This window comes from Streptomyces sp. MI02-7b (assembly GCF_033793585.1).
Lineage (GTDB): Bacteria > Actinomycetota > Actinomycetes > Streptomycetales > Streptomycetaceae > Actinacidiphila.
Map to the genome: position 1 here is coordinate 1 of NZ_JARAWX010000045.1, position 23,576 is coordinate 23,576.

22 protein-coding genes and 1 pseudogene are annotated in these 23,576 nt (G+C 69.3%); 11 read left to right on the top strand and 12 right to left on the bottom strand.

From position 1 onward, the window contains the following. The first annotated feature begins 487 nt into the window (after nt 1-487). On the top strand, nt 488-1,126 hold the full coding sequence (locus PV364_RS39295; protein ID WP_319665743.1) for a TetR/AcrR family transcriptional regulator: 639 nt from the start codon (nt 488-490) through the stop codon (nt 1,124-1,126). A gap of 131 nt (nt 1,127-1,257) precedes the next feature. On the opposite strand, the gene PV364_RS39300 is transcribed toward PV364_RS39295, so the two are convergent. Next, complete coding sequence (locus tag PV364_RS39300) at nt 1,258-1,626, bottom strand: transposase (protein WP_319665744.1); 369 nt, start codon at nt 1,624-1,626, stop codon at nt 1,258-1,260. Nucleotides 1,627-1,676: 50 nt separating this feature from the next. Between PV364_RS39300 and PV364_RS39305 the strand changes: the two genes are divergently transcribed. Beyond that, the gene (locus PV364_RS39305) at nt 1,677-2,396 is read left to right on the top strand and encodes a DinB family protein (RefSeq protein ID WP_319665745.1); all 720 of its coding nucleotides are present in this window, start codon (nt 1,677-1,679) and stop codon (nt 2,394-2,396) included. Between the two features lie 255 nt (nt 2,397-2,651). Here PV364_RS39305 and PV364_RS39310 read toward each other — a convergent pair whose 3' ends face one another. Both PV364_RS39310 and PV364_RS39315 read right to left on the bottom strand, forming a co-directional pair. After that, nucleotides 2,652-3,209: a hypothetical protein gene (locus PV364_RS39310; RefSeq protein WP_319665746.1), complete on the bottom strand. Its 558-nt coding sequence runs from the start codon at nt 3,207-3,209 to the stop codon at nt 2,652-2,654. Nucleotides 3,210-3,401: 192 nt separating this feature from the next. Next, on the bottom strand, nt 3,402-4,274 hold the full coding sequence (locus PV364_RS39315) for an aldo/keto reductase family oxidoreductase (protein ID WP_319665747.1): 873 nt from the start codon (nt 4,272-4,274) through the stop codon (nt 3,402-3,404). Between the two features lie 129 nt (nt 4,275-4,403). Between PV364_RS39315 and PV364_RS39320 the strand changes: the two genes are divergently transcribed. Beyond that, the gene (locus PV364_RS39320) at nt 4,404-4,847 is read left to right on the top strand and encodes a helix-turn-helix domain-containing protein (RefSeq protein ID WP_319665748.1); all 444 of its coding nucleotides are present in this window, start codon (nt 4,404-4,406) and stop codon (nt 4,845-4,847) included. Nucleotides 4,848-5,113: 266 nt separating this feature from the next. Here the strand turns inward: PV364_RS39320 and PV364_RS39325 are convergent, their stop codons facing one another. Then, on the bottom strand, nt 5,114-5,512 hold the full coding sequence (locus PV364_RS39325; RefSeq protein WP_319665749.1) for a VOC family protein: 399 nt from the start codon (nt 5,510-5,512) through the stop codon (nt 5,114-5,116). 90 nt (nt 5,513-5,602) lie between these two features. Here PV364_RS39325 and PV364_RS39330 point away from each other — a divergent pair, with 90 nt between their 5' ends. Both PV364_RS39330 and PV364_RS39335 read left to right on the top strand, forming a co-directional pair. Continuing rightward, nucleotides 5,603-6,595, top strand: a complete 993-nt coding sequence (locus PV364_RS39330; protein ID WP_319665750.1) for a YafY family protein — start codon at nt 5,603-5,605, stop codon at nt 6,593-6,595. A 760-nt stretch (nt 6,596-7,355) separates the two neighbouring features. Continuing rightward, nucleotides 7,356-8,630 carry an MFS transporter gene (locus tag PV364_RS39335; protein WP_319665751.1) on the top strand — a complete coding sequence of 425 codons (1,275 nt, stop codon included), beginning with the start codon at nt 7,356-7,358 and terminating at the stop codon, nt 8,628-8,630. Between the two features lie 132 nt (nt 8,631-8,762). Here the strand turns inward: PV364_RS39335 and PV364_RS39340 are convergent, their stop codons facing one another. The 3 genes and pseudogenes from PV364_RS39340 to PV364_RS39350 all read right to left on the bottom strand — a co-directional run bounded on the left by PV364_RS39340 (nt 8,763) and on the right by PV364_RS39350 (nt 9,964). Beyond that, entirely contained in the window at nt 8,763-9,083 is a 321-nt protein-coding gene (locus PV364_RS39340; protein WP_319665752.1) for a MafI family immunity protein, read from the bottom strand. Continuing rightward, nucleotides 9,080-9,364, bottom strand: a pseudogene (locus PV364_RS39345) (IS630 family transposase); the annotation flags it as partial. The pseudogene PV364_RS39345 and the gene PV364_RS39340, both read right to left, overlap by 4 nt. Before the next feature lie 234 nt (nt 9,365-9,598). Then, nucleotides 9,599-9,964, bottom strand: coding sequence for a hypothetical protein (locus PV364_RS39350; protein WP_319665753.1), 366 nt, complete (start codon nt 9,962-9,964; stop codon nt 9,599-9,601). Here PV364_RS39350 and PV364_RS39355 point away from each other — a divergent pair. The 3 genes from PV364_RS39355 (at nt 9,963) to PV364_RS39370 (ending at nt 11,883) form a co-directional block, all read left to right on the top strand. Next, complete coding sequence (locus PV364_RS39355; RefSeq protein WP_319665754.1) at nt 9,963-10,427, top strand: enoyl-CoA hydratase/isomerase family protein; 465 nt, start codon at nt 9,963-9,965, stop codon at nt 10,425-10,427. The genes PV364_RS39350 and PV364_RS39355 overlap by 2 nt on opposite strands. Nucleotides 10,428-10,610: 183 nt before the next feature. Next, nucleotides 10,611-10,781, top strand: a complete 171-nt coding sequence (locus tag PV364_RS39365; RefSeq protein WP_319665755.1) for a hypothetical protein — start codon at nt 10,611-10,613, stop codon at nt 10,779-10,781. Between the two features lie 445 nt (nt 10,782-11,226). Further along, entirely contained in the window at nt 11,227-11,883 is a 657-nt protein-coding gene (locus PV364_RS39370; RefSeq protein ID WP_319665756.1) for a TetR/AcrR family transcriptional regulator, read from the top strand. A gap of 50 nt (nt 11,884-11,933) precedes the next feature. Here the strand turns inward: PV364_RS39370 and PV364_RS39375 are convergent, their stop codons facing one another. Then, entirely contained in the window at nt 11,934-13,445 is a 1,512-nt protein-coding gene (locus PV364_RS39375) for an MFS transporter (RefSeq protein ID WP_319665757.1), read from the bottom strand. A 66-nt stretch (nt 13,446-13,511) separates the two neighbouring features. Between PV364_RS39375 and PV364_RS39380 the strand changes: the two genes are divergently transcribed. Together PV364_RS39380 and PV364_RS39385 are read left to right on the top strand one after the other, a co-directional pair. Next, a complete protein-coding gene (locus PV364_RS39380) occupies nt 13,512-13,973 on the top strand; it encodes a MarR family winged helix-turn-helix transcriptional regulator (RefSeq protein ID WP_319665758.1) in 462 nt (153 codons plus the stop codon). 455 nt (nt 13,974-14,428) lie between these two features. Continuing rightward, nucleotides 14,429-15,268, top strand: coding sequence for an SDR family NAD(P)-dependent oxidoreductase (locus PV364_RS39385; RefSeq protein ID WP_319665759.1), 840 nt, complete (start codon nt 14,429-14,431; stop codon nt 15,266-15,268). Between the two features lie 686 nt (nt 15,269-15,954). Here the strand turns inward: PV364_RS39385 and PV364_RS39390 are convergent. After that, the gene (locus tag PV364_RS39390; protein WP_319665760.1) at nt 15,955-19,563 is read right to left on the bottom strand and encodes a S8 family peptidase; all 3,609 of its coding nucleotides are present in this window, start codon (nt 19,561-19,563) and stop codon (nt 15,955-15,957) included. Nucleotides 19,564-20,027: 464 nt separating this feature from the next. Between PV364_RS39390 and PV364_RS39395 the strand changes: the two genes are divergently transcribed. Further along, a complete protein-coding gene (locus PV364_RS39395) occupies nt 20,028-20,480 on the top strand; it encodes a hypothetical protein (RefSeq protein ID WP_319665761.1) in 453 nt (150 codons plus the stop codon). A gap of 251 nt (nt 20,481-20,731) precedes the next feature. Here PV364_RS39395 and PV364_RS39400 read toward each other — a convergent pair whose 3' ends face one another. From PV364_RS39400 to PV364_RS39410, 3 genes are all read right to left on the bottom strand, one after another. Next, nucleotides 20,732-20,998 (bottom strand): hypothetical protein, encoded by a 267-nt coding sequence (locus tag PV364_RS39400; RefSeq protein WP_319665762.1) that lies wholly within the window; start codon nt 20,996-20,998, stop codon nt 20,732-20,734. Between the two features lie 278 nt (nt 20,999-21,276). Beyond that, the gene (locus PV364_RS39405) at nt 21,277-22,014 is read right to left on the bottom strand and encodes a hypothetical protein (protein WP_319665763.1); all 738 of its coding nucleotides are present in this window, start codon (nt 22,012-22,014) and stop codon (nt 21,277-21,279) included. An 84-nt stretch (nt 22,015-22,098) separates the two neighbouring features. Next, nucleotides 22,099-23,523 (bottom strand): nitrate/nitrite transporter, encoded by a 1,425-nt coding sequence (locus PV364_RS39410; protein ID WP_319665764.1) that lies wholly within the window; start codon nt 23,521-23,523, stop codon nt 22,099-22,101. Nucleotides 23,524-23,576 lie beyond the last annotated feature (53 nt).

Genomic DNA, 23,576 nt, shown 5'->3' on the forward strand with positions numbered 1-23,576 from the left:
GCACCGCCGAACGCGGGCACCGGCGGCAACAGCGGCGCCGGTGGTCCTCTCAACCCCGGTGACGCTGGCGGCAACGGATACGTCGTCATCTGGTGGTAGCGGACTTCCGTCTCGCCTGACCCGCGCCACGGCGCAGCACAGCGGCCCGGACCCCCACCGTGGGGATCCGGGCCGCCGCTGTGTGCGCTCAGGCCGCCGGTGTTGTCTTGCGGGGCCGCCCGCCTTGCGGTCCCATCCCGCCGCGAACTGCTGGATGGACTCCCGCGTCCAGACCGGCCCCGAGTTGAGCTCGGTGATCGGCTTCGGGAAGTCGCCCCGCGCCCCGAGTTGCTTGCGAGTTCGTTGGGTAGACCTTCGCGCACCTTAGACGAACGTCCGTCCAAAAAGCGACTCGGGTTCTCTGGACAGCACCCCGTGGGCGCCGAAGGCAGCGGTCGAGTGGGAGGTGGTCTACACTGGACGGTCGGTCGTCCAAGAGGGGCTGCTCATGTCTGTTGAGGCGACAGGGACTCGCGCTCGCCGTACGCGGAGCAATGGCGAGCGGAGCCGGCACGCCGTGTTGTCCGCAGCACCCGCGGAAGCGACCGTGCACGGCCTCCAAGGCCTCACCATCGGAATGCTGGCCGACAAGCTAGGCATGAGCAAGTCGTCACTGCACGCACTCTTCGGATCCAAAGAAGAGCTGGAACTGGCCATCATCGAACAGGCCCGTCTGCTTTACGACAAAGAGATTGTCCAGCCTGCCCTCCAGGAATCCGATCCTCTGAAAAAGCTCCTCGCTCTGTGCGAGAACTGGCTCTCCTTCGTCGAACGGGACATTTTCCCGGGCGGCTGCTTCTTCGCCGCCGCGAACTCGGAGTACGACACCCGCCCAGGAGCCGTCCGCGACCAGCTCGTACTCCTCTACAGTCGTTGGACCGAACTGGTCAACGCCGTCGTCGCGGAATCACAGGAAGCCGGCAGGCTGTCCGGCGAGCAGTCACCGCAGGAACTGACGTTCCAGGTCCTCGCTATCCTGCGTCAGGCGAACGACATGTACCTGCTGTATCAGAACGCGAGCCACATCGAGATGGGCCGCACCATCGTGAGACGCCTCCTGGGCATCGACGTGCATGCCGGGCGATGAAGGGATCATGAAAGTTCCCTTTTCCGCTCGTCCGCCGTTTTCCCGGTAGCGCCGAGGCTCTCCCCCAGGACCGATGGTGGCCCAGGATCCCCCGTCCCAGAAGGTGGGGAAGTGACGACGGGCCGACGTGTTCACCCATTGCCCCGTGCGATGAGGCGCTCCAGACGCTGTCGCAGTGGCTGCGCAGCCAGCGCGACAGTGCCCGGCTGAACCACACCCAGCTGGCCCGTCGCCAGGTCCTCGTCCGCGTCTGCCTGGGCCGCCAGCGCGGTGAGCACCCGCTCCCAGGACCCGTCGACAGCCCACCTCCGCAAGCGGTCGTAGACAGCACGCCAGTTGCCGCACTTCTCTGGCAGGTGCACCCGCTGCGTCCCGGTCTGGAACGTGAATGCGATCGCGTCGATCACCGCGCGATGGTCACGCCAGCGGCCACCACGCTTCGGTGCCCGGTCCGGGAGTAACGGCCCAATCCGCGCCCACTGCACGTCAGTCAACGGCACGCCCGACGAACGACCAGCTGATCCGAACGAAACTGCCTAGTATGCAGAGCATGACGAGGTATGTTGACGAGGATCTGCACGGTGCGGAGTTCCGCGAGTGCGATCTGACCGGGGCACGCCTGATCGGCGTCGTCATGCAGGATGCCGTGATCGACGGCCTCATCACCAACCTCGTGGTGAACGGTGTCGAGGTCACCGAGTACGTCGAGGCAGAGCTCGACCGGCGTCATCCGGTCCGGGTACTGATCCGCTCCGAGGACCCTGCCGATCTGCGTGAGGCATCGCGTCAGCTCCATGCCGGCTGGGCCGCCACGATCGAGCGAATCCGCCGTACGCCCGACATCGAGCGCCGCAGCGTGAACGACGAGTGGTCGGCGGTGCAGACGATGCGCCACCTTGTCTTCGTCCACGACTCGTGGTTCCGCCGCTGCTGCCTGGGCTCGACGGAACTGTTCACGCCGATGGGCATCGGGACGGCCGCCGAGCCCTACCGCGGAGCGCACGGGCTTGACCTCTCGCTCGATCCGACCCTCGACGAGATCGTCAGCGTGCGTGACGTACAGGCCGCCGAACTCGAGGCCTGGCTCGACGAGGTCACCGCTGTGCAGCTCGCAGCGCGAGCGCCGGTCCCCGACGACGATGTCTGGCCGCCGTACGCCCGGGGACGCTCGGTACGGCAGTGCCTCGGCACCGTGCTCAACGAGACCTTCGAACACCACGGCTTCTGCGTCCGCGACCTCGACCTGATCCAGGCGCAGGACGCCGAATAGGGCCGGCTACGGACCCAGCGTCCTGGCCCACCCCTGACGAACCGTCAGGCAGGGCCGAATCAAAGGTGGGTGCCTGCCCGGTAAGGGTCCCCCGGGGGTGGGTGGGCATGCGTGCGAAAGGGCCCGCAATCTGGAGGCGGACCTGCAGCGGGAGGTATTCGACCGCCTCGCCGCGGGACGAGGCACTCCACGACTGGGGTGGAGTCCATGAGGAGTTGCACCAGTTCGTGCTCATCGACCGATCAGCCGGGCGCATCACGCTGCTGGTCGCGGCCGACGACTGACCAGGCGGCACAACGACGGGCGGTGCGCCGACCGACCGATGGTGTCGGCAGCGAAAGCCGCCCCGTGAAGCGGGGGTTGATCGCTGCTGCGCGCGGTCGTGCCAAGCCTCGGGATGCATGTGTCATGCGGTGGCCCGGTCCCTGAGAGGGCTCCCTTCCAGGGACCGGGCGAGGCGAGTGCTGAGATTACCGAGTGTGCGTCAGCGGGAAGTGGCACGACGGAGGTGCGCGAGGTGATCACCCCGCCGACCTGGGCAAGGGCAGTCGCTGAGTTCATTTCGTAGTGCACGCACTGCAGGTCGGCGTTGATCACCCGGCCGGTGGTGTGGGCCTGCCAGACATCGCCGCTGGGGTGTTCCTCGTGCTTGCCGAGCACAGCGGTGAAGAGCAGCAGATCGCCGTCCACCTTTCCGGGTACGTGTGCGTGCATCAGTCGCAGGTTGTGCACGAAGGTGTCCGCGACCGCTGCCCGGACGTGGTCGTCCGCGCCCACGGTGTCCGGACCGGGCTCGCGGATCAGCTCGGCCACCTCGTTCTCGGTCTCCTCGGCCGACGGGGTCTTCGTGGCGGGGCCGGACGAAGCCAGTGCCGGCCTCGCGCAGGCTGTGGGCCTGCAGGCCGCAGATCGGCACGCCCACTGTCGTCCGTGGCCGGTCCCTGTACCGGGCCCGGATATCCCGGGGCCGCCCCCTCGACAGGGGCGGTCCCCGGAATACCGCCGTCAGCGGCCGATCTTGTCCAGCTCAGTGAGGTCGTCCTCGGAGAGCGAGAGTCGCGCGCCGGCGATGTTCTCGCGCAGGTGCGTCACTGACGAGGTGCCGGGAATGAGGAGGATGTTCGGTGATCTCCGCAGCAGCCAGGCAAGGGCTACCGACATCGGCGTCGCGTCGAGCCGGGTGGCCACGATGGAGAGTGCTGTGGACTGCAGGGGGGTGAAGCCGCCGAGCGGGAAGAAGGGCACGTAGGCGACGCCCTTGCCGGCGAGGTCGTCGATCAGCTCGTCGTCCTGGCGGTAGGCAAGGTTGTACATGTTCTGCACGCATACGATCGGGGCGATCGCTTGCGCCTCGGCGACCTGGTCCGCCGTCACGTTGCTGACTCCCAGGTGTCGGATCAGGCCCTGCCGCTGGAGTTCGACGAGAGTCTCGAACGCCTCGGCGAGCGAGCCGGGACGGGGGCCCAGAGCGTCGCCGACCCGGAGGTTGACCACGTCGAGGGCGTCGAGGCCGAGGTCCTCGAGGTTCTCGTGGACGAACCGGCGCAGGTCTTCCGGCCGCCGGGCGGGCGGCCAGCCGCCCTGCTCATCGCGGGTAGCGCCGACCTTGGTCACGACGTGCAGCGAGTCAGGATAGGGGCGCAGGGCCTCACGGATCAGCTGGTTGGTGACGCGTGGTCCATACGCTCCGGCGGTGTCGATGTGAGTGATGCCGAGGTCGACGGCCTCCCGCAGGACGGCGAGCGCGCCATCGTGGTCTGCGGGCGGACCCATGACCCCGGGGCCGGCGAGCTGCATGGCCCCGTAGCCGAAGCGGGTGACGGTCAGACCGCCCAAGGTCCAAGTGCCCCCGGGCAGAGGCGTGGAGATCGTGCTCATGCCTTGTCTTTCGTGTCGGGTCAGGCGTGGTGTCAATCGGTACCTTGCCTACTATTGGGATGTTGCACCCTGATCGGAAGAAGGCACCTTGGAGTGCGTAGGTCACCCGAAGGAGAGAGGAACGAATTGATGGCGACGATGACGGCTGCCCAGCAGAGGGCGCAAGCCAAAGTGGAGTACGACGCCTTCCTGGCGGCATGCCCCAGCCGCAAGCTGCTCGACCGGATATCCGACAAATGGGTCACGCTGGTTTTGGCTGCGCTGGGCAGTGACGCTCCGCATGAGCCCGGCGCAGACTGCGCCGGCGAGCCCCGGGTGATGCGCTATTCGGAGCTGCTGCGCCTTCTGGCCGGCGTCAGCCAGAAGATGCTCACTCAGACGCTGCGCGCCTTGGAGCGTGACGGCCTGGTGAGCCGGGCCGTCACGCCGACGGTGCCGGTCACGGTCTCATACGAGCTGACCGAACTTGGCCTGTCGTTGTACGAGACGATGCGCCAGGTCAAGGCCTGGGCCGAGGTGCACATGGACGAAGTGCTTGCCAACCGTGAGACCTACGACACGCACCTTGCCTGAGTGCCAGTCCTGCGGTCGAGGCAGTGGGGACGCGGCCGTCCGGCGGACGCCGGGTGTCACGCTCCCTCGGGGTGCCACGCCGCGTTTCACGGCGGTGTGACACCCGCAACGCTCAATCCCGGTGAGCGTCACACCCGTCCCGGCTGGTGGGCGCGCTCGCCGCAGGCCGCGCCGCCGGCTGTCCGGTGACTGTGAACCCGGACGGTTTGCCAACGAAGATGGACCGACGGCGAAACCGTGTGCCTGCCGGGCGGCTGTGTTGTCCCTCAGCGAGCGAACTTCTCGATGGCGGCCGGTGTGACGGGGGTGAAGAAGTTGACGAGGTTGCCGTCGGGGTCGCGGAACAGGAGCGAACGGTTGCCCCAGGGCATCGTGGTGGGTTCGTTCACGAAGTCCTCAACGAAGCCGGTCAGGTTCTTGTGCACGCTGTCCACGTCGTCGACAAGGAATTCGAGGATGACGCTGTGGTTGTCGGCCGGGCGGGCGGAGCCGGGCGCGAACAGGGGGACAGTGCGGGTGCTGCCGATCGCGAGGGTGGCCGAAGCGGTCCTGAGCTCCGCGAAGTCCTCGTTGGACCAGTCGGCAGATGCGCCGGTGGCGTACTCGTAAAAGCTGACGAGGCGGGCGACGTCGCCCGTGATGATGCGGATAGAGACAAAGTCCATGGTTTTCTCCTGGTCCGTCGGTGCTTCTGAACGCAAGCTACGACGAATACCGGGCGGAACCCGCCCGGTATATGCGGGAGACTTCATGGCATGCCTCGCCCCGTTGCCCGCGTGCTCGCCCTGCTGGAACTCCTGCAGTCGGGCGGCATCCGCACTGTGACCGAACTCGCCGATCGGCTCGACGTCGACGAACGCACCGTACGGCGATACGTCGGTCACCTCCTCGACCTCGATGTGCCCGTCGAGTCGGTGCGCGGCCGTTACGGCGGCTACCGCCTCGCCCCCGGTTTCCGCATGCCTCCGCTCATGCTGAGCGACGACGAAGCGCTCGCCGTGCTGCTCGGCCTGGTCGCGGGTCGGCGAGCCGGCTTGGCCACGGACACGGCGAGTGAGACGGCGGCGGCCAAGATCCGACGAGTGCTGCCCGAGCGGCTGAGCCGCAGACTCGACGCCGTGCTCGGTTCCCTTGCCTTCACTGATCGGCCCGGCGAGGCAGTCGCCCCGGAATCCACGGTCCTGCTCGCGATCGCCGACGCGGTCAACCATCACCGGCCGCTCTCGATCCGGTACACAGCCGCTGACGGCCGGCGCAGCGAACGTACACTTCACCCGCACGGGGTCGTCGCCCACTCGGGCCGGTGGTACGTCACGGCTGCGGATCTCACGGCCGGCGAGGACCGGACATTCCGGCTGGATCGCATCACCGGGGTGAGAACCCTGCCTGGCTCGTTCGAGCCACCCGCGGGACTCGACCCGGCGAAGCGCGTACTGACCGGGCTCGCCACAGCTCCCTACCGGCATGAGGTAACCCTGCGGATCCAGGGGACGGCCGAGCAGATCCACACCCGGCTTCCCGCCGGCATCGCGATCGTGGAGGAACTCCCCCCGAGCAGCGCGGATCCGCAGACCGCGCGCTGGTCCCGCGTCGGACTCCGGGTGGAACGGCTCGACTGGCTGCCGGCTGTCCTCGCCTCGCTGGACCGGCCCTTCATCGTCGAACGCCCGGATGAGCTCCGCGGCCTCGTCGAAGCTCTCGCCGAACGGCTCACGAACTCTGCCCGGCGAAGCCCACCTCACGAATGACGGATCGCTCAGCCCTCCCCCCTCCCCCTGCGGTACCGGTCAGCCCTGCGCCGCTCGGATACGAGACCTGGGCTATGTCGCGCCGTCGAAGCCACACCGCCAGATGGTGCGGGGGGGACCAGCTCCACCGACCGCTCAGCTGGTCAGAGCCTGTACGGCCGCCTGGTGGAGGTGGCGCGGGAAGTGAGGGCCTGGGCCGCTCGCGGGGCGGGTTCACCAGCAAAGCCCACCTGAGCGCCGATGGCCGCTGCCGTCCGTTGTCCCTGATCGTCACGCCGGGACAGCGGGCCTATTGCACCCAGTTCACGAAGGTGCCGGCCACGATGCGCGTTCCCAGGCGAAGCACTCCCAGGTGCCGCATACAGACCAGGAGTCCGTCCAGCCCCCCGCCAAAGGCGGCCCAACGGCCAACCCTCAACGCTCATCCGCGGGTACCTGCGACGCCGGGGTATCCAGCACACCATCCCGAAGAAGGCCGACAGCCAGGCCGCCCGCCTGCAGCAGCACTCACCATCCGGCTCAGAACATCATCGGCCGGACAAGCCCTGCCGTCGAAGGGGCTCCGGGAGACTCTGTCGATATCAAGTATCTTGACATCAAGGTAATGGATCGGCAGACTCGCAGTCTCTTGACGTCAAGAGATTCTTTCTGAAGGGGCCGTGTGATGCATGGAACGCCGCGGAGTCGATCGGCACGGGGGCGCGGCGGGGGGCTGCGGGCGCAGCTGCGCGATCCCCCAGGAGGCCGTGACGCACGGACCATGCTTGTCGCGCTGATGCTGGATCGGACCGGGACCGGCGTGTGGTCGGCAGTCTCAGTCTTGTACTTCACCTTCGTGGTCGGCCTGGACGCCGGGCACATCGGTTTGCTGCTGGGCGCTGCGGGAGCCGCCGGCATCGCCGGGTCTCCGGTCGGCGGCCGATTGGCAGGCCGCCATAGCCTGCGCACTCTGCTGATTGGAGCCCATCTGCTCCGGATGGCAGCGGTCGCTCTACTGCTGGTCTGCGACAGCTTCGCCACCCTGCTGCCCGTTGTCACTCTCCTCTCTATCGCGGATCGCGCCGCCAGAACATGGGAAATGCTCTTCGCTACTCGGGTGGCGGGCGAGCAGCGGGTGACGTATCGAGCCCTTTCGCGCGTGACGATGAACATTGGCTACGCGGTCGGGGCGGGGATCGCCGCCCTCGGTATCGCGGTCGGAACCCGGGATGCTTACGGCGCACTGGTGATGGGTGATGCGGTCTCTTTCCTCATCGCGGCGCTCATCGTCGGTCGCACTCGAGAAGTAAGCGGTGTGCCGGGCAAAACGGAGAGGCCACAGCGATCCGAGCCCGCAGTGGAAGGTCGAGCGTCTGCACCCACTCCCTGGCGCGACCTGGGCTATCTGCGCTTCGTACTGCTCGACACACCACTCAATCTGGACAGCACAATCCTCAGCGTCGGTCTCCCGCTGTGGCTGTTCAATCACACCACAGCACCGCACACGGTCGTCCCAACTTTTCTCATTATCAACACCGTGCTGGTGGTCGTCTTTCAGATGCCGGTATCGAGGAGGATCGACAGCCCGCGCCGTGCGGGCTGGGCAGTCGTCGCCTATGGCTCGACGTTGCTCGCCTGCTGCGTTCTCGTCGCACTCTCGCCGGCCGGCGGAGCGGTGTTCTCGACGGTCCTGATGCTTGCCGCGGCGGGCCTGGTCACCGGGGCGGAGTTGATGCGAGCGGTGAGCTCCTGGGAATTGGCAGTCTGTCTCGCACCGAACCAGGCGCAGCCCGCGTATCTGGGCGTGGCAGGTCTGTCCGCATCCGTTGCGCAGTCGGTTGGGCCGTTGTTGCTGGCCGACGCCGTGATGGTCGCGGGACCCGTGGGCTGGCTCGCGCTAGGGGCGGCAGTGATGGGTCTGTCTGAAGTGCAGCGCCGTTCCTCCCTGTCCCGACTGAATGCGATGACGTCGAGTCCAAAGCCCTCGAGTTCGCCCCACGCGGGCCACGGCTCGGGGGCCGACGGGGTCAGCGCGACCGATGCAGCGCATGCGTAGGGCGTGCGGAGGTCGAAGAGTGCGCCCGAAGGATCGCATGCATCACCCCTGCCTCCCCGGTTGGCACTTCGGGCCCGAGGCCGCCCACGTACGCCTGGTGCTCCGACCGGGAAGGTTCGCCGGGTTGGTGGGTCATTCCTGCTCGGAGGCAGCGGCGAGGTGACGGCGACAGAGGTCGGCAGCCGTGAGGTGGGACCTGTGCAGGGCATCGCTGTACAGCCGCATCTCCCGCGCCGCTCGGTCCAGGTGCTGCCAGAAACGGAGGGGTAGGTCGAGGTCGTCACCGAGATCGACCAGGCAGTCGAAGGCGAGTCCCAACTCGTTGTGCTCCAAGAGCTCCAGCGTCGCTGAGAGATCGATGTCCGGCAGGCGTGTGAGGTGGGCTCGGGCGGCGTCGAGGTCGTCACGGGTCCGATTCCAGCTGGCCTGCAGAGCCCTGCGATCATCGGTCATGGCGCCAGTGTCGCCGGTGCTCTGGTCGAGGTCACGCGACTTTCGTTGGTCGTCCGCCCCAGCGCAGCCCTTCTCGCTGCGGATGCGAGCAGCCACAACTCGACCCGGTTCTTCTTCGCCCAGCGCCGGATCTTGTCGCCCTTGTGGGCGGAGAGATTGTCCAGGATGACATAGATCGGGGCACCGTCCGGGCGGGCCGCTCGGATCGACCTGAGTGCGGCCAGGGTGTTGCCGGCTCCCTTCTTGGGGCGGTTGACGCCCCACAGGGTGTCGTCACCGATGTCCACCTGCTGACCTCCCTCGCCCCCGCCGGCGGGCAGCATCCCGCTGCCGCCATCGACCTGCCGCCAGGCCGCGACGTCGACGCCTGCCACCGATCGCAGGACAGTCGGGGCCGACACAGATCGTGACGCCCTGCTCGCGCCGACCGGGCTGAGGCGGACGTCGATGACGAACTGTCCGAAACCCTGCTCACGGAGAACAGGCAGGGCGGCAGCAATGCCGTACAGCACGCCTTACGACGGAGCGTCCGTCTGCCGGCATGTCGGGGTCGAGAAGGCGGCGAACGCAGTGTCCAGCAGTTTGCCGAGGTCATCTTCGCCGCCGCTCGCACTCCATTGCCCGAGGACGATCCACAAGCATTCGAGCGCCGCGGCTACGCGAACGTTGGCGATGACCGATGAGCCGACGGTCGAGCCGGCTGTCTTCTGCAGTCGGGCGACGATCTCTGGCCGCCATTCAGCCTGCTTCTCGCGGAGGCGTGCGCACAGGGCCGGGGTCTGCTCGATGAGGCCGAGGATCGTCGCGAGTTCCTGGACGTCGCGTACGAGGAACGTCACGGCTGACGGCTTCGCACGCGGCGCGGGAAACGAGTTCTTCATGTCCCTGGACATGCGATTCGCGGCGATCGGCAAGTCGGGGCAGGCGCAGCCGGAGTCCCTGATGGGGATCCTCCCCGGAGGCGGCGGCACGGTGAACATGACGCGCCTGGCAGGGAGGGCCCGCGCACTGGAGCTCATCCTCGGCGCCGAACTCGTGGGCGCGGAGCTCGCCGAACGGTACGGTCTGATCAACCGTGCCCTGCCCGCTGCAGAAATCGATTCCTTCGTCGACACCCTCGCCCGACGGATCGCCGGCCTGCGGCCAGAGGTGATCCCCATCACCAAGGCTGCGGTCGACGCGGTCGCGCAGCCGATCTCTCGTGCGGCGTACGCCGTTGAGAACAAGGGCCTGTTCGCGGCGTTCGGCGATGAGGTCACCGAGCTCGCCCACAAGCTGCTCGCCGCTGGTATCCAGACCCGCGAGGGCGAACGGGACCACGAGCGCATCGCCAACAGCATCTGAGCGCCGCCGGCGCGGTCCGGCTGGCGACGCTGACTGACGACGGACCCTCCGGCGCGTTCTCCTCCTGGGACGGAAAACCGGTCCCCTGGTGGCCGCCCAGCAGCGTCTGCCTGCCGCCGCCGTCACCGCCGCTGTTGCTTCGGGTGACCTGCGGGCGATCCGTGGCGCCGACGGCACCACGCCGTGGTCGCGCCGACCGACACCGCAGGTCTGCCGGAGCAGGTCGTGGGCGAGGTCGAGGGAGCCGTGCGGCACCTGCCGGCGGGCCGGGACGACTGGTCGCTGGACGACGCCGGATGGAGGGACCCGGGGCCGGGAGGCGACACGGACGACCTGGAGCTGCCGCAGGCGTGACGCGCAGCCGCCCTTGCCCCGCGTCCACCCATGTCCCGGACACGGCGGGTTCAAGCAGTCCGGCAGTTCCTCGCGCGTCGGGCGGCAGGAACACAGCCGGCACCAGCCCGCGGGCTTCGACGGCCGACGGCCTGCGGGTGCTGGGCTTGCCCGCCGCGTTCGTCACCGTGCACGCAGGCGCACTCCCCGTCGACCTCGTACTCCCCCGCGCGTGATTCACCGCCCGACAGGCCCGACTACTCGCCGAAGCCGTCGGCAACGGCCTGCGCTCCGCCTCCGGCACACACCGCCCCGGCCCGCCCGGACCTCGGCCCGTGTCGCCGGCTCCCTGCCCGGCCATCCAGTACCCGGCTACAGCGGAGCAATCCGCTCCCACGGCGGCCGGTGCGGAAGCGGAGGTGCTGCTCCGCTCAGCTAGGCTGGGGTCAGTCGAGGGAGGTCGGACGTGGGCGAGCCGGAAGAGCCCGGACAGTCGGTGCGGCCCCGGCGCAAGGACGCCGCGCGCAACCGGGAGGCGCTGATTGCCGCCGGGCGGGAGTTGTTCGATGCGGGCGGCCTCAGCCCTACCCTTGACAATGTCGCGCTGCGGGCCGGAGTCGGTGTGGGCACCGCCTACCGGCACTTCGCCAACAAGTACGAACTGGCTGACGCCGTTCTTGCCGAGTCGTTCGATGCCATGTTGGCGGAGGCCGAGCGGGCGGCGGCGCACAAGGACGGCCTGGCCGGGCTGGCGGCGTTCTTCGAGGCGGTCCTGCGGCCGCAGGCAGCCAAGCGCGCGCTCCTGGACTTCCTGCGCAGTGCCCCCGAGAGCCCACTGCTGCCGGATGTCCGTACCCGGGTCGAGGCGTGCATCGAGCAGTTGCTGAAGCGTGGACAGGCCCAGGGCACGATCCGTGCCGAGGTCACGTCGACGGACATCGGCGTGCTGATGTCCCTGCTGACAACACTCATCGATACCTACGGCAGGGTGTCCCCCGACCTCTGGCGCCGGTTCGTCCCCCTCCTGCTCGACGGCCTGCGTTCCGACGCTCCCACTCCGCTGCCCGTCCCGCCCCTGGGTCGCGGGGAGTTCCTCGCCCTGGTCGAGGGCGAAGGGGACTGACACCGCGGGAGCGCACTGCCGGCGGGGGTGCAGGCCGTGCAGGGGGCCGCTCACTGGAAGGCCGGTGCCGCGGGCTGGGGCCCGGACGGCTCGGCGGCTACGGCCAAAGACGTCTTCGGCCTGATCAGCGCGGTGCAGAGTGCAGCGGTGAGCGCGAAGGTAGCGGCGCCCCACCAGAAGCCCGTCGCGTACCCGTGGACGGCAGCGCGGGCGAGCAGCGACGGGCCGGCCGGACCGTGGGAGCGCAGATAGCCGCTGGTCGCCGACGCGACAAACGTGCTGATGACAGCTACTCCGAGCGCCGTGCCGATCTGCTGGCCGACATTGTTCATGCTGCCGGCGGTCCCTGCGTCGCGCGGGTCGTCCGGGACGCTGCCGATGGTCACGGCGATGACGAAGTAGACGCCGATACCGACGCCGACCAGCACGAGTCCGGGGAGAACGCGGGACGCGTATGCGGCCTGGACGTCCACCCTGGTGAGCAGTGCGGCCCCGAACGCCGACAGGACCAGTCCTGCGGCGACGATGGTCCGGGCGGTGAGGCGCGGGAGCAGGGCACTTTGGGCGATGGTGGCGCCGACCGCGATCCCGACGGGCAGGGGAAGGAAGGCGAGGCCGGTTCTGATGGGGGTGTAGCCGAGGATTCCCTGGAAGTAGTAGGTCAGGAAGAGGAACAGCGCGAACAGCGCGGCGCTGCCCAGCAGCAGGCTCAGATAGGCCGCGCCGCGGTTCCGGTCGAGCACCACCCGCAGGGGGACGAGCGGATTGACCGCGCGGCGTTCGACGGTGACGAACCCGGCGAGGAGAATCGCGCCGCCGACGAGGGAGCCGATCGTGAGTGCGGAGCCCCAGCCGTCCTTCTCGGCCTGGGCGCTGCCGAACACGAGCAGGAACAGACCACCCGACGCCAGCAGCACACCGGGAAGATCCAGGCGCGGCCGGTCCGGGTCGGCGGAGTTCGTCATCAAGGTGAGCGCGCCGACAAGGGCGACAGCGGCGAAGGCGATGTTGACGAACATCGTCCACCGCCAGTCCAGGTAACTGGTGAGCAGCCCTCCCAGCAGCAGGCCGAGGGCACCGGAGCCGCCGCCGACGGCGCCGAACACAGCAAACGCCTTGTTGCGTTCGGCGTGGTCGGTGAAGGTGACGGTGATCAGGGAGACCGCGGTGGGCGCCAGTGCGGCGGCGAACACTCCCTGCAGAGTACGCGCGATCAGTAGTACGGCCGTGTCAGGGGCGGCGCCGGCGAGTGCGGAGAACACACCGAAGCCCACGAGGCCCACGATGAAGACCCGTTTGCGTCCTACCAGGTCGGCCAGCCGTCCTCCGAGCGGAAGCAGGCTGCCGAAGGCGAGGACGTAGGCGGTCACCACCCACTGCCGGGTCGCGTCGGAGAAGTGCAGCCCCGCCTGGGCCGAGGGGAGCGCCACGTTGATGACGGTGGCGTCGATCAGGATCATCACCTGGGAGATCAGGACCACCAGCAGGATCAGCCATCGGTGTGCGTAGTGCGGATCGGCGGTCGCTGACGAAGTTCCCGCCGGTTCTTCGGATCGGTTCATGCCTGCAGCTTAGAGATGCGTGCGCTCGCACACAAGTGCACACGCATGTTTGTTACCATGGTCGCCATGAGACCGCCCTCCACCAGGCACGCGATCATCTCCCAGTCACAGGAGGACGCCTGGTTCGCTCTCCTCTACACGCACGCGGCGCTGACCGCGCGGATCGAGGCCGTGCTGATGGAGCGGCACAAGATCTCGTTCAGCGCCTTCGAGATCCTGTGCCGTCTGCAGGATCTGGAACCACAGCCCGTGCGGGCGCTGGCCGGCGAACTCGTCAGCGTGAGCCCCACCCGTGCGTCCCGGCTGGTGCAGGAACTGATCGACAGAGGCCACCTGCGCCGCAGCGCCGACCAGGACGACGGCCGTATCTCCCTGATCGGCTTCACCGACGAGGGCCGCAGATACGCCGATACGGTGGCCGAGACCTTCGAAGAGGCCGTGCAGCAGCACTTCGTGGCGCCGCTCGGCGAGCAGGACATCGCCGCCCTCATCCGCATCTGGCGGAAACTCGAGGCCACCGAGGGCTGAACCGGCGCGGATCGCCGACCCTGCCCGGCCTGGCGGCACCGTCAACGAGGGCGCCGAGGGCAAGAACGCCGAGACGTGGCCGACGCTTTCGGCCATGGCCCAGGACGGCACCGGCGCCTCGGGCGCCGCCGCCCTGACTCCACAGGGGGACATCCGCCCGACGATCCACGACCCGGCCGCCGCCCCTGCCCACCGCGTGACGGCGTCACAGCGGCTCTGGCGGACGGTTCATCGCGGCATGCCCTTGGCGAAGCCGAAGCAAGTCAGAAGACGCGGAAGCGGTTTCATCCGGCCCGGCCGGGGCGCGAGGGCTCTGGGCCATCCCCGCGGACACCTATGTGGAGATGCATCTCCGATTCGGAGTACAGTGAAACGGAGATGCATCTCCGATTGTCCTTCCGTCGACCGCGACGCCTGCCCGGCGTCGTCCCCGTACCGCGCAAAGGAACGACTCGATGGCTACCTCAACACCCCCCGTCTGGCTCATCACCGGAGCCTCCCGAGGCCTGGGACTCCACTGGGCCAGGGCCGCCCTCTCCCGCGGTGACCGCGTCGCGGCCACCGCACGGAACTCCTCGTCACTGGAGCCGCTGCTCAGCGAGTTCGGCGAGCAGGTGCTGCCGCTGGCGTTCGACGTGGCGGACTCCGCTGCCGCCCGGCAGGCCGTGGAGGAAACCGAACACCGCTTCGGCGGCATCGACATCCTGGTGAACAACGCCGGCCACGCGCTGCAGGGAGCCGTCGAAGAGGTCTCCGAGGAGCAGGCACGGGCACAGTTCGACGTGAACTTCTTCGGCGCCCTGTGGACCACTCGGGCCGTGCTCCCGGGCATGCGAGCCCGCGGACACGGCAGGATCATCCAAGTCTCCTCCTACGGCGGTCTCGTCGCATACCCGACGATGGGCCTCTACCACTCCTCCAAGTGGGCGCTGGAGAGCATGAGTCAGGCCCTGGCTGCCGAGGTCGCCCACCAGGGGATCCTGGTCACCCTCGTCGAGCCCCTCACCTTCGCTACCGGCCTCGGCGCCACCGCTCCGGCAGTCGAACCGATGCCGGAGTACGAGCCCGTCCGCGAAGCGCTCATGGCCGGGATGAAGGACGCGCCGTTCGTCACCGGAGACGCAGCGACGACGGCGGACGCGCTGCTCGCGATCGTCGACGCCCCCAACCCGCCGCTGCGCGTGCTCTTCGGCACGGGCGGCATCGAGCCGCTGCAGGAGGAGTACGACCGCAGGATCGCGGAGTTCCGGGCATGGGACCACATCGCCAAGCTCGCGCAGGGCGTGCCGGCGTGACCCAGCAGCCTGCCTGATCGGGTGGCCGATCCGCCCACCGCTCCAGTGAGGTGGGCGGGCCGGCCGCGGCAAGCAGTCCCGCCGCCGGAGTTCGCGGGATATCGACGACCTGGACAAGAACATGGGAGGCAGTACCGGGGCCGACGGCTCGATCAGCTTGGCGAGGGCGGGCGAGACCCGTGTCAGATGAGGGTCGTCAGCGCTGCCAGTTCGTCACCCGACTTCGCGGCGGCTCCGACGATGCCGCTGTCAGCGGCCTGAGTCAGCAGCCGGAGTCAGCAGCCGGATGCGCTCCCCGCGACCGGAACTGTTGGCGGCTTCGAGCTGGATGACGGCGGCGTTGAAGGCCCCGTATCCGTCTCCCTTGCCCGCAGGCGCACGAAACAACTCCAGGGCACGAAGCCGGTTCTCCCCCACCCCGCCGGCGCGTGCACGACGCGACCCGCCCCATGTACAGGTGGCCCCTCGGCACGGTCCGCTCCAGCACGCGCACAACCGTTGAAGGTGGGGCGAGGGCACAGCGGAGCTCTGCCGGTCTGTTCCACCCACCGCCAACGCGACTCTCGTCGACGCCGGTCAGCCGGCGCTGCCGTCTCTTGACGATCTACGGCTCGGCGAGCTCCCCAGCGCGCTACGCCACCTGCAAGAGGCCGGAGCCCGGCGCGGGCTCCGGCCTCCTGTTCACGTCACTTCAGGCCGAAGGCCCGGATGACGGTCTGGGTCACCGCGTTGCCCGACCGCTGAGTCGCGGTCACCCGGATCGACACGAAGTCGGCACCGGACGGGGCACGCAGGGACGCCTGCCACGTCCCCTTCTTCTCCTTGAGGTCCTGGCGCTGCCATGTGGCGCCGTCATCGTAGGAGACCTCCAGTGCGGCCCCCGAAACGGCGTCCTTCCCGGGAGCGACGCCCGGCAGGGTGGGGGTGACGGCGAGGTCCGCCGTACGTTGCGCACGGCCGGAGGCGTCGAGGTCCGCCGCGTAGTCCAGCTGGGCCAGCGGGACGGTTCCGGGGTTCGCGGCGCCTGAGGTGAATCTCCATTCGGTGTGGGTGGCGGTGGAGTAGGGGCTCAGTCCGGTGTCCCCGGTGGTGTCGGTGACGAGCCGGTACGGGAGCGTTTCGGGTGCGAGGTCGTAGGCGTACACGTAGGAGCTGTCGGTCCGGAGCAGCTGCCGTTCGCCCTGGTAGAGCTCGATGCTCTGGGACATGGCGGTTCCGTACTCGGCGCTGCCGCTGTGCGCCGTACCCGAGTCGCCGAAGCCGCCGACGTAGAACGAGAGCGATGTCTCGTCGCGGACGGGGAGGTCCTTGTCCAGGAGGCGTGGGCGGACGACGGGGCCGAGCCAGCGCTCGTCCTGCTTGCTGCCGGGCCGGTACGCCGTCGGCAGGTTGCCGGATCCCATCCAGCCGGGGAGGTAGGCGAACTGCTGCCAGCGGATGCCGTCTCCCGCGGAGAGCCAGTCGGTGCGCTCGCCGGGGGCGACGGGGTCACCGGCGACCTGGCTGGCGGCGCCCCACAGATAGGGCGGGTAGTCCACCCGCGTCTCGGTGGCACGCTTTCCGGGCGGCTGGGCGAAGTCGATGTCGACGCGCGCGAGGGTGCCCGGGTCCGCGACGATCGAGGGGTCCTCGGGAACGCTCCCGGAGTGGTAGTCGACCAGGTCGTACAGGTACTCCGGTGCGGGATGTGCCTCCATCGCCAGCCGCAGTCGCTGCTTGCGGGAGGTCGTGATGTCCCGGATGAGGGTCTCGCCCTCGTCCTGGGTCACCGATGCCACCGGGAGCGGCCCGGTCGTGACGTTGTCGGGGTCGCCGTACCAGTCGTTCTTCCTGCCCAGGCCGTCGTTGACCACCAGGAGCATCGCCGCGCCGGCCTCGTGCGCCGCCGCCGCCTGCTCGGTGGGAGGCACCTCGCTGCTGCTGCGTACGACGACGGCACGGCCCCGGGCCGAAAGGCCCGCGTACTCGGCGGCGGAGCCGGTCCCGGCGTAGAGGGTGTCGAAGCGGGTGTTCCCCTCGGGGAGCGGCTGGGATCCGCGCTGCACAAGGGCGTCGTCGATGGTGCTGTCGTCGTACTCGATGGTCAGCGGTGTCTGCTGGGCCCGGAGCTTGGTGGTGAAGACGAAACTGCCCTTCTTCACCGGGTCGCCCGCGGTGGGAAGTGCCCACAGGCTGTCGTAGCGGGTGTCGGGGAGGACCGACTCCACCAGGCCGCCGTCACCGGCGGTGGGCTTGTCCGAGGTGAAGGAGCGGTAGATCTCGAGCCTGCTGCTGACGATGGCGCTGGGCTTGGGCGTGATCGCCCGGACCTGGCGTGCCCGTGAGGCGTCGAGGAGCACCTCTCGGTCGGTCGAGAGGTCGACCTCGGGTGCGGCGAGCAGCGCGAATCCGAGGGAGTTGGGGCCGTGAGTGCCTTCCACCTCGGCGAAGGTCAGGACCGTGTAGGGGCCGGGTGCCAGACGCTGGGTGAGCGTGCCGCTTTCGGGCACCTCGGCGAAGGACGAGCCCTTGGTGCTGCGGATCTCGATGAAGCCACCGATGGGATTGCCGGAGCGGTCCTTCGTGCGCACGGTGAGGTTGTAGCGCTCGGGTTCGACGCTCATCCCCACCGCTGTGTGCGCGAGCACGGCGCCGCTCGCGTCACGGGCGAGGACCTGGCCGGAGTACTGGCCTGCGGCCCGGCCCCTCGGGTCCGCGACCAGGGCGATCTGTGAGGTCCCGTGTGCCGGCACCTCGACGTGGTTCGCGGCGAGGGAGAAGACCCCGGCCGCCGAGTCGCCCGGATCGACGGACAGATCCAGCGTGACGGGGTGGTCTCCCGGGTTGGTGTAGACGATCGGCCGGTCGACCGGCGGGGTTCCGGAGCGCGACCACGGGACGAGCCCGACGTCCACCGATCCGGTCGCGACGACGGCCGGGTCGTAGGCGGCTGCCACGTCCACCCGGCCGGTGCCCGCGCGGTACGGGCTGTAGGCGGGGGTCCGCGCGCTGGTGCTCATCAGCGCGTCCTTGATCTCCTGCCCCGTCCAGTCGGGGTGCTTCTGGGCCAGCAGGACGGCCGCGCCGGCCACGTGCGGGGCGGCCATCGAAGTGCCGCTCATGGTCTGGTAGTAGCCCTCGCCCGAATCCGCGTACTGGGAGCGGGCCGCCAGGACGTTGATGCCGGGAGCGGTCATGTCCGGCTTGAGGCCGTCGTCGAGTCCGCGCGGCCCGGAACTGGACCGCGGGTCGAGTTGGTCGGAGGTGTCGACCACCCCCACGGTCAGGGCGGCGTCGGCCGTCCCCGGTGCCGACAGGCTGTACGGGGAGGGTCCCGCGTTACCGGCCGCGACGACGAAGAGTGCGCCGGTCTCGGCGCTGAGGCTGTTCAGGCTCTGGCTCATCGGGTCGGACTGGTCGGTGAGGTTCCGGTTGCCGAGGCTCATGTTGATGACCTTGGCGTGCTCGGTCCGCGCCGCCCACTCCATGCCCGCGATGATCCAGGACTCCTGACCTGAGCCGCCGTTGTCGAGCACCTTGCCCACCAGCAGGTCGGCGGACGGGGCGACACCCCGCTCCGTGCCGCCCGAGGCGGCGCCGGTGCCGGCGACGGTCGAGGCCGTGTGCGTGCCGTGGCCCTGCCGGTCGGTGACGTCCTCACCGGGGACAAAACTCTCGGTGGCGACCAAGCGGTCCACGAGATCGGGGTGTTCTGTGTCGGCGCCCGTGTCCAGCACGGCCACCCGGACGCCGGTGCCGGTGGTTCCCCCGGCCCAGGCCGTCGGGGCACCGATGTGCGCCGTGGTGTCGGCCAGGAATGCCTCCGCCTTGCCGTCGAGCCAGACCTTGCCCACGCCGAAGCCGAAGGACGACCCGGCTGCCGCGTCCTGGCGTGAGGCGGTCTTCGCGCTGCCGCCGGTCAGTGCCGACCAGAATTCCGCCGCCGTCGACCGGCCCGCGAGGACCGCCTCACCGTTGACGGAAGGCAAGTTCGCCGTCGTCTTGAGCCCGGGCAGGCGGGCGACGGACTGCTTGGCGGCCGCCGACTTCAGGTGGCTGACGATCAGGGGGAGTTCACGGGTGTGCGCGTCGTCGTATCCCTGGGCCACCAACTGCGTGACGTTGAAGAGCCGCTTGTCGAGGCGGCCCGAGGCGACGTAGGGCATGACGTCGTCGGGATAGACGTAGGTGTCGGCGCCGTCGGCGACCACCCGGACCGATCCTGCAGCCCCGGGCCTGCGCTCCACACTCACCGAGGCGGGCGCACCGGCCGGCCCGGCGGTCACGGTCACCTTGTCACCGGTGATCAGCGTCACCTTCGTGGGTGGTTCCGCAGCCCCACCGTCGCGTACCGCTCCGGCCGGAGAGCCGGTAGGCACCCCGAGTGCGGGTGCGGGGGTCATCAAAGCGGCCACGAGGGCGCTTGTTGCGCCCACGACCGCTATTCCAGTTCTTCGTGCAACGGGTGGCCGCACGGCACCTCCAAGACGTTGACGCTCGGACGGATTTGATCACCTCGGCGAAGGAACGTAAAGATCTTGTAAGTTTGTTAACCGGCCTGCCATAATTGCGCGTTGAAGACCTTCGAGTGTGATCTCGGCGCAACGACGCCGTAGCCTGGGCGACGCCGGGACCTGGGCATTCGCACACTTTCGGTGGCTCTCGCGCGCTCGCGGAGGCACATCAACGGCTCTGGACGCTTCGGACAGGGAGTCCCGCGCCGAGACGCCCCGGCAGCTGGAGGGCACGCTGCCCGTGTTGGCCGGAATCCGTGGGAGGGGTGGCCAAGCGGGTGGACAGTGCCCTGCGGCGGGCAGTTGTCGTGGCGCTCGGTGAGCTCGGGCGAAGCGGTGACTCCGCAGACCGCGCGGACGCCGGTCACGGCCTGGCGGGCTTCGCCGAGATGGAGGAGGCCGTGGGGCCGCTGCTGGAGCTGGTGCCCGACCGCGAAAACACCTTCGTCACCCGGGTCACCGCGCAAGCCTTGCTTCGACGCGTCGACAAGGCCGGGTTGCGGGCAATCGCCTCCGCGCCGGCAGTCGCCGACCCCGGTCACGGCGATTGGATCCACACCGCGGTCCTCGATGTCTTCGCCATCTACGCCGGCGAACGCGACGACGCGCTGCGGCTCTGCGAGGAACTGGCGCAGAATCCTGACGGCCGGGTCGCTCTGGGGGCTCGCGAGCTGCACGAAAGCCTGGCCGAGATCGATCCCGTTCTCCACCCCGCGTAACGCCGGTCAGCTGCCTCAACTGCCTGATACGGCCGACGCATTCGCTTCGCGTTCTCCTGAACGCGACGCGGCGCCCGGCGAGGACCGACACGCCGCCTCACAGGTCAGGCACGGTTCTGGCACCCACCGCCCGAAGAGCGGATGCGACACGACGAACCGGCCCCGACGCACCCTCGGAGGGAGGTGTGTCGGGGCCGGTTCCGGTTCGGGTCGCCGTCCCCTACGGGCGGGTATCGGCGTCAGCTATGGAGTCAGCGGTGGCACTGCTGGTGGGCGGGGCGCCAGACGCGGGTCCACTGACCGGGGTGCCAGCGGTGGTGCCGGTCCCGGTACGCCGGGTGCCACTGCCGTGCCCAGTGACCCGCCGCCTTCACGCAGTGGTGCGACGCCACCGGCGGCCGGTGCCGGTGGTCCTGCGGAGCGGCCGACGCCGTGCCGACCGTGCCGGCGATCGCGCTCGCGGCCAGGGCCACCGTCGCCGCGCCCAGGGCCGCGACCCTCTTCAACCCGTTGATCATGTTCAGACCTTTCCGTACGGACCGGAGCTGACGCCCCGTCATCGCCCTGGCCGTTCGGCCGGGCGTGCACTGATCCTCACCTCCCGGCACCGCTGAATCACCTCAGAACGCCGCTTCTCATGAAATACCATGCAATTTCTCATCTGGCTTAAATAGTCATATCTGCGCTTCAGTGGCGCAGCCCCTGACGTGGCGTCGCCGTGCCCAGAAGGCAGTGGGGTTGCGTGCTCACACAGTCCGACCAGAACGCGATGCCGGCCGTTACGGCACAGCCGTCCTCACCCGTCGGCAAGTTCGGCGAGCATGGGAAGAAGCCACCCCGCCGGCGCGTCGTCGGCGCGTTCCAGTTCGCCTGCCAGCGCGGTCAGCACGGCGTCCAGGGCCCGGCGCAGTTCCTGGTCGTCCAGCGACCGGATGAGCGTGTCGTGGAGCGGGGCGGTGACGTCCCCGGGGAGCAGGTGGGCTGCCTTGGCGTAGCCGGAGGGGTGGCCGAGGCGGCGGCAGGCGAGTGCGATGACCTGGTCGCGGACGGCGCTGATCCAGTACTCGGCCTGCCAGTACCGTTCGCGTTCGATGGAGGTGCGTGCGTGGAGCGCGTGGTGCCAGGCCAGGCCGACCAGATGGCTGCGGCCGGGAGGTTCGCCCTGCGGGCGGGGGACGGTGGAACCGAAGACGGTGCGCCAGGCCGGCCCCAGCGGCCCGAACTCATCGGCCGGGGTGAACGCGAGATCGACCTCGAGCCAGCCGGGCAGCAGGAACACCCGGTAGAGCGTGGAGCCCGAGGGCAGGTCCCAGTGGTGCCGGGCGGAGAAGTCCTCGTACAGCGTCGACGTCCACCGCTCCAGCACCGGACCGCGTTCGCCGTCAACGGCGAACGCCAGGTCGAGGTCGGACCAGCGATCGGCGGCGCCGAGGGCCTCGGACCCGGTGACCGCGGCGCCCACGACCTCGGGATCCGCGACCGCGAGAGCCAGCAGACGCTCCCGGACCCGCTCTCGTTCCTCGGCCTCGAACACGCCCCGAACCCTACTCGGCACCCGTGAGCGTGAGCCGGCGGAACGGCTGCGGCGCTACGCGGAGGGTGCGGTCGGAGGCCGGTCTCATACCCCGCGCATCGGTCCCACCCCGGGCCGCAGGTAGACCGCCCACGTCACGGTGAAGCACATCGCGTACACAGCCAGGAAGGCCCCGTACGCCGCGTCGCCGCTCCCGCCGGCCAGGAACGACTGCCGGAAGGCGAGGTTCACCAGCACCCCGCCGAAGGCCCCGATCGCGCCGGCCAGCCCGATCAGCGCCGACGCCCGTTGCCGCGAGTCCCGCTCCGCGGTCCCCGCGTCCGCTCCGGCCGCGACGGCGATCCGCGCCTTGGCCTGGAAAATCGCCGGGATCATCTTGTAGGTCGACCCGTTGCCGATCCCGCTGAGCACGAACAGTGCCACGAAGCCGGCCAGGAACATCGGCAGCGAGTCGTGCCGCGACGCCACGAGCACCAGGCTCGCGCCCCCCGCCATCGCGGCGAAGGTCCACAGCGTCACCTTGGCGCCACCCCAGCGGTCCGCCAGCCTCCCGCCGAACGGCCGCACCAGCGACCCCAGCAGGGGACCGAGGAAGGTCAGGTACGCGGCCTTCGCGGGGGTGTCGAACTGCTGGTGGAACTGCACCTGCAGCACCTGCCCGAAGGCGAAGCCGAAGCCGATGAACGAGCCGAAGGTGCCGATGTAGAGCAGCGCCATGACCCAGCTGTGAGGCTCTTTGGCAACCTCGCGCAGAGCCCGCCTGTCGTTCCTCATCGACGTCAGGTTGTCCATCTTCAGCGCCGCGCCCACCGCGGCGAGCACGATCAGCGGCAGGTAGACCAGCGGTACCAGCCGCGGCCAGGTCGCGCCCGCCGTTGCCAGCACCAGCAGGCCGATCAACTGCACGACCGGGACGCCGAGGTTGCCGCCGCCCGCGTTGACGCCGAGCGCCCAGCCCTTGAGCCGCTGCGGGTAGAAGGCGTTGATGTTCGCCATCGAGGAGGCGAAGTTGCCGCCGCCGACGCCGGCGAGACAGGCCACGGCCAGCAGCGTCCCGTAGGAGACCCCGGGCCGCAGCACGATCCCGGCCAGCACCGTCGGGACCAGCAGCAGCAGCGCGCTGAACACGGTCCAGTTGCGGCCGCCGAACTTCGCCACCGCGAAGGTGTAGGGCAGGCGGAGCACGGCGCCGAGCGCCGTCGGCAGTGCGGTGAGCGTGAACTTGCCTGCCGCGTCGATGTGGTATTCCGGGCCGAGGAACAGCACGAGCACCGACCACAGGCTCCACACCGAGAAGCCGATGTGCTCGGACAGGACCGAGAAGACCAGGTTCCGGCGGGCGATCCGCGCGCCGGCCTCCTCCCAGAACGCCTCGTCCTCCGGACGCCAGTCGGCGATGCCACGGCGCCGGGCCGTCCCGACCGCCGCGCTTGTCTCCGCGACCGTGTCCCGGGACGCCTCCCCGGCTGTCTCGCCGGTCGCGCCTTCTGTTCCGACGGCAGTGCTCATCAGCTGTCACCCGCTCGTTGGTGGGTTGGGGGAACTTCGCTTTCGACGACGCT